A 5858-nucleotide genomic window follows, 5' to 3' on the forward strand; every position below is an offset into this window, starting at 1 on the left:
AATTCACCGTCTTCCTCATCTCAAAAAATGGTTTGTGGAAATTTTTGCTAAATCGGCATAGCTATTGGATCATTTTTTCTGTGGAGTTCTCTTATCAAGCGTGCCATTCCATGATAGCCCTTTCTTATTGTATAGGTTTTTGTTTTTGATAACGATGAAAAATTTACTATGTCTTTTAATAAAAAGATTTATTTGATTAAATAATAGCAAAAGTGGGAATCATAAATATACACAATTTTGTGCTTACTAAGAAGGGTAATGTCAATGCTCACATCTGGCTCAATTTCAGGGTACGATCTCAAAGAAATGCTCCATGAGGGAGATGATACAATTATTTATCGCGCTACTTCACAACTTGACAAACAATCTGTAATTCTGAAAATTCTTAAAACAGATTATCCCTCCATAGATGCAATCGCTTGTCTGAAGCATGAATACAAAATTACAGAAAACCTGGATTTAGAAGCTGTTGTTAAAGTATTAAGACTCGAAACCCACGAAAATCGTTTAGCGATCGTATTTGAAGACTTTAATGGATACTCCCTTAAACAACTACTGATTACAGGCAAACAAGAGTTAAAGAGTTTTATTAGGATTGCAATTCAACTGGCACAAGCTTTAGTATCTGTACACACTTGCCAGATCATTCATAAAGATATTAAACCTGCCAACATTATCATCAATCCAGAAACTGGGGTTGTAAAGCTTACCGACTTTAGTATTGCCTCACGCCTCGATAAAGAAACAACGCAACTAGCTAACCCTAACCAACTAGAAGGTACCTTGGTTTATATATCCCCGGAACAAACCGGAAGAATGAACCGTACTCTTGACTATAGGAGTGACTTTTATTCTCTTGGAGTTACGTTCTATGAAATACTTACCGGGCAATTACCTTTTCAAAGCTATGACCCATTAGAGTTAGTTTACTCTCATATTGCTAAACAACCTACGGAGATTGAAACATTAAACCCAGAAATACCGAGTGCCATTTCGTCCATTGTCAATAAACTGATGGCGAAAAATGCTGAAGACCGCTACCAAACAGCTAAAGGACTTTTGGCAGATTTGGAAATCTGTCAAGAGCAGTTAGAAGCAACAGGTGAAATCACTGATTTCACACCTGGTCGTTTAGATGTTTTGAGTCAGTTGCTCATCCCTCAAAAACTTTATGGTAGAGAAACTCAAGTTAACTCACTCTTAGAGGCTTTTGAGCGAGTCAGCCAAGGAAGCCGTGAACTTATATTAGTTTCTGGCTATTCAGGAATTGGTAAATCCTCTGTAGTTAATGAAGTTAATAAACCTATCACTCGCGCCAAAGGCTTTTTTATTAGTGGTAAGTTTGACCAATTCCAACGCAATATTCCTTATGCATCACTGATTCAAGCTTTGAGTTCATTAATGCGGCAGTTGCTTACAGAAAATACTATTAAACTTGAAACATGGCGTAGTGAAATCTTAGCCTCTGTTAAATCACATGGACAAGTCATTATTGATGTAATTCCTGAAGTTGAATTAATTATAGGTAAACAACCAGAAGTAGTTCAACTGAGTGCGGTAGAATCACAAAACCGCTTCAACCGTGTTTTTAGTGAATTTATCCACATTTTCGCCAAAAAAGAACACCCTTTGGTTATCTTTTTAGATGACTTGCAATGGGCAGATTCAGCCACTTTAAAGTTAATAAAACTGCTAATTACTGACCATAATACCAAATATTTACTTTTGATTGGAGCCTATCGAGATAATGAAGTTAGCATTACACATCCCTTAGTTGGAATAATAGAAGAAATCAATCAAAATGACACTGTTGTTAACAATATATTTTTGCAAGCTCTTTCTTTGGAAGACTTTAATTACTTAATCGCTGATACATTACATCAAAATCCAGAACCTATAAAATCCTTAGTAGATTTACTCTATAATAAAACAGGAGGAAATCCATTTTTTTTAACGCAAATATTACTGGTACTTGCTCAAGATAATTTATTTAAATTCAACTTTGAAACTGCTTTATGGCAGTGGGATATAGAAAAAATACAAGCAATTGGTATTACTGATAAGAGTATAGTAGAACTGATTGCTAGCAGAATTAAAAACCTCCCACCAGCCACACAAGAAATATTAAAGCTAGCAGCTTGTGTTGGCAATAGATTTTCTCTAGATATACTGTCTATTGTCAGCGCAAAATCCATTACAAGTACAGCAAGTGAACTTTATTCTGCATTGCAATGTGGGTTAATTTTGCCTTTGAGTGATGCTTATCGTATTCCCTTAGTTTTTGAACAAGAAGAATCTGTTAAACTAAATTTTGATTCTAAACAGATTAGTTATAAATTTTTACACGATCGCATTCAGCAAGCTGCTTATTCATTGATTCCAGAAAATAATAAACAAGGAACTCATTTAAAAATAGGTCATTTATTACTCCAAGAGACACCTGCTGAATCGTTAGCAGAAAATATTTTAGATATTGTGAACCAGCTTAATGTGGGTTTGGACTTATTGACTCAAGAATCTGAAAAATATGATCTAGCCAAACTTAATCTTCTAGCTGGTAAAAAAGCTAAAGCAGCCACTGCTTACGAGTCTTCTGGTAGGTATTTAAATATAGGTTTAGGACTGTTAACAACAGATAGTTGGCATCAATTCTATGACCTAACATTGAATTTGTATATTGAGACTACAGAAGCAGAGTATTTAAATGGTCATTTTGATAATGCTCATAAATTAGTAGATATTGCACTGAGTCAAGCAAATAATACTTTAGATAAGGTAAAGTTACATGAAATAAAAATGCTAACTTACATGGCACACAATCAGATGCCAGAAGTCCTACAAATTGGTGTAAAAGCTCTCAAAGAGCTAGGATTAATACTACCTAATAAACCTACAAAATTAAATGTTTTGTCAGCTTTAGTTCAGACAAAGCTAACATTAATAGGTAAACCAATAGAAGACTTAGCTTTGTTACCTGAAATGTCTGACCCCTATAAACTAGCAGCTATGCAAATATTATTGCAAATTGTTCCAGCTGCTAGTCAGGCAGGATCTTTCCTTTTTGTATTAGCTGTATTTGCTATGGTCAGATTATCTGTAAAATACGGTAAATCACCTGTTTCGGCTTATGCTTATGCAGCTTATGGTACTATTCTATGTGATAAATTTAACCAAGTTGAAACAGGATATAAATTAGGAAAGCTAGCAATAGAGTTACTTTCAAACACGAATAATAACTCACTCAAAGCCACGGTTTACTTTGTACATAATGGCACAATTAGATTTTATAAAGAGCATATTAAAGACACAATAGCACCACTTTTAGAAGGGATGCAGAGTGGATTAGAATTAGGAAATATAGAAAATGCTGGCTATTGTGCTGTAATTGCAGGCTATCATTCTTTGCTTTCTGGGGAAAACTTAGAGTTGGTAGACAAAAAAATATTGAGCTATATAGAGTTGATGCAGAAGTTAAGGCTTGAATCTCTAGCAGCAGCTACAAGTGTTTTTAGACAAGCGGCTTTAAACTTACAGGCAAAGTCATTAATAAGAACTGCTTTAGTAGGCGAGGCTTTTGATGAAATAACAATGGCATCTGAAGTAAATAAAAATTATTCTTTTAAAGGTTTTTACTATGGTTCTAAAACTATATTATGTTATTTATTTGAAGAATATGAACTAGCAATTGAAAATGCGATTATCGCTGAAAAGACTCATGCCGATAACGTTGGATTATTAATTTATACTGTTAATAATTTTTATTATTCTTTGGCTCTAATATCATTGTCTGAACAAGCTTTACCTTTGAAGAAAAAGCAATACTTAAAACAGGTAGCAGCGAATCAGCAGCAAATGAAAAAATGGGCTAAACAAGCACCATGTAACTTTCAGCACAAGTATGAACTAGTGGCAGCAGAGAAAGCAAGAGTACTGGGTAAATTACAAGTGGCAATAGATTTATATGACTGTGCTATTGATAGAGCTAGAAAAAATGGTTATATCCAAGAAGAAGCTTTGGCAAATGAACTAGCAGCAAAGTTTTATATCGGTTTAGGTAAAGAAAAAATTGCCAAAATGTACATGACTGAAGCTTATTATGGTTATATCAATTGGGGAGCTATAGCGAAAGTACAAGACTTGGATGAACGATATACTAATTTTATAATTCGTAATCAAAATGTTAAACAGTTAGAAATAGATGTAAATAGAACTATTGCTACAACAAAAATAAATTATTCGCAAACCACAAGTAACAGCAATGGTGTCTTGGATTTAGCTACGGTAATAAAAGCTTCACAAGCAATTAGCAGCGAAATAGTTTTAGATAAGTTGCTAGATACTCTTTTAAATATAATTCTTGAAAATGCTGCTGCCCAAAAGGGTTGTCTGATTTTAGTTAAAGATAACGAATTATTTATAGAAGCAATTAATACTACAGGTAATTCCTCTATTATTCTGCAATCAACTCCGATTAAAGCCAGCCAAGATATCCCTATTTCCATAGTTCAATATGTTGCTAGAACCCAAGAAACTTTAGTGATAAATGATGCTATTTCTCAGACTCTTTATCAGTCAAATATTTATATCCAACGCCATCAGCCAAAATCAATCTTGTGCAGTCCTATTTTCTATCAGGGTAAATTTATTGGGATTTTGTACTTAGAAAATAAACTAATTGCAGGTGCATTTACCTCAGAACGTGTCAATATATTGAATTTAATCACATCCCAAGCTGCTATTTCTTTAGAGAATTCTCGACTTTATCAGCAAGCCCAAGACTATGCTAAACAATTAGAATTTTCCCTATCTGAACTCAAGCAAATGCAATTGCATCTTGTGCAGAGTGAAAAAATGTCTACTTTAGGTAATTTGGTATCAGGGATAGCACATGAAATTAACAATCCTATTGGTTTTATTATTGGCAACTTAAAACCTGCAAGTGAATATGTAGAAGACTTGTTAGAGTTAATTAGCTTGTATCAACATTACTATCCTCAACCTGTCGCAGAAATTATAGAAAGAGTTGAAGAAATAGACTTGGAATATGTGCGTGAAGACTTACCTAAACTAATTGCTTCGATGCAAGAAGGGATAAACCGTATTTATGATGTCAGCATAAGCTTGCGTACTTTTTCTAGAGGAGATACCCAAACAACAATTCCTTGCAATCTCTATGAAGTTATTGACAGTACATTTTTGATTCTCAAACACCGTCTGAAAGCCTCACATATTCGTCCGGCGATTGAAGTAGTGAAAAATTATGACGACATCCCGCTAGTCCGGTGTTTTCCTGGTCAACTGAGTCAGGTATTTATGAATCTGCTTGCCAATGCTATTGATGCTTTAGAAGAGTCAAATATCGGGCGCAATATAGATGATATTAAACTAAATCCTAATCAAATTATTCTAAGTATCAAGCTAAACGAAGACCAGAAGAGTGTGTTGATCCGAATTAAAGATAATGGGGTAGGAATGACCCCAGAAGTAAAGCAGAAAATTTTTGATCACTTATTTACTACAAAACCTGTTGGTAAAGGAACGGGTTTAGGATTAGCGATCGCACTTCAAATTATCATCAAAAAACATGGTGGAAGCATTGAGGTAAATTCCACGCTTGGGCAAGGAACAGAGTTTGTGATCCAGTTGCCAATATAGACGACTTCTGGTCAGTGAACTCGATTGCAACTTTCTTATTCTCAAGAGGTGTGGCTGTTGGTAGTTCGCCACTAAATTTTATTGTCACTTCGCTTTTGGCTGACATCGCTTACCCCTGGCTCATCATCAATTAAAATTCTTCGCTCTTGATTTTATCTTGGATTAGGTTGACCAGAAGGTGCGCGATCGCTTGACTATCGTAG

General features: G+C 34.6%; 1 protein-coding gene. It reads left to right on the forward strand.

The window, feature by feature from the left end:
• Window positions 1–306 precede the first annotated feature (306 nt).
• Complete coding sequence (locus V7K55_RS19970; protein WP_442949100.1) at window positions 307–5655, forward strand: trifunctional serine/threonine-protein kinase/ATP-binding protein/sensor histidine kinase; 5349 nt, start codon at window positions 307–309, stop codon at window positions 5653–5655.
• The last annotated feature ends 203 nt before the right edge of the window (window positions 5656–5858 follow it).

Source organism: Nostoc sp., from assembly GCF_036919895.1.
Lineage (GTDB): Bacteria > Cyanobacteriota > Cyanobacteriia > Cyanobacteriales > Nostocaceae > Nostoc.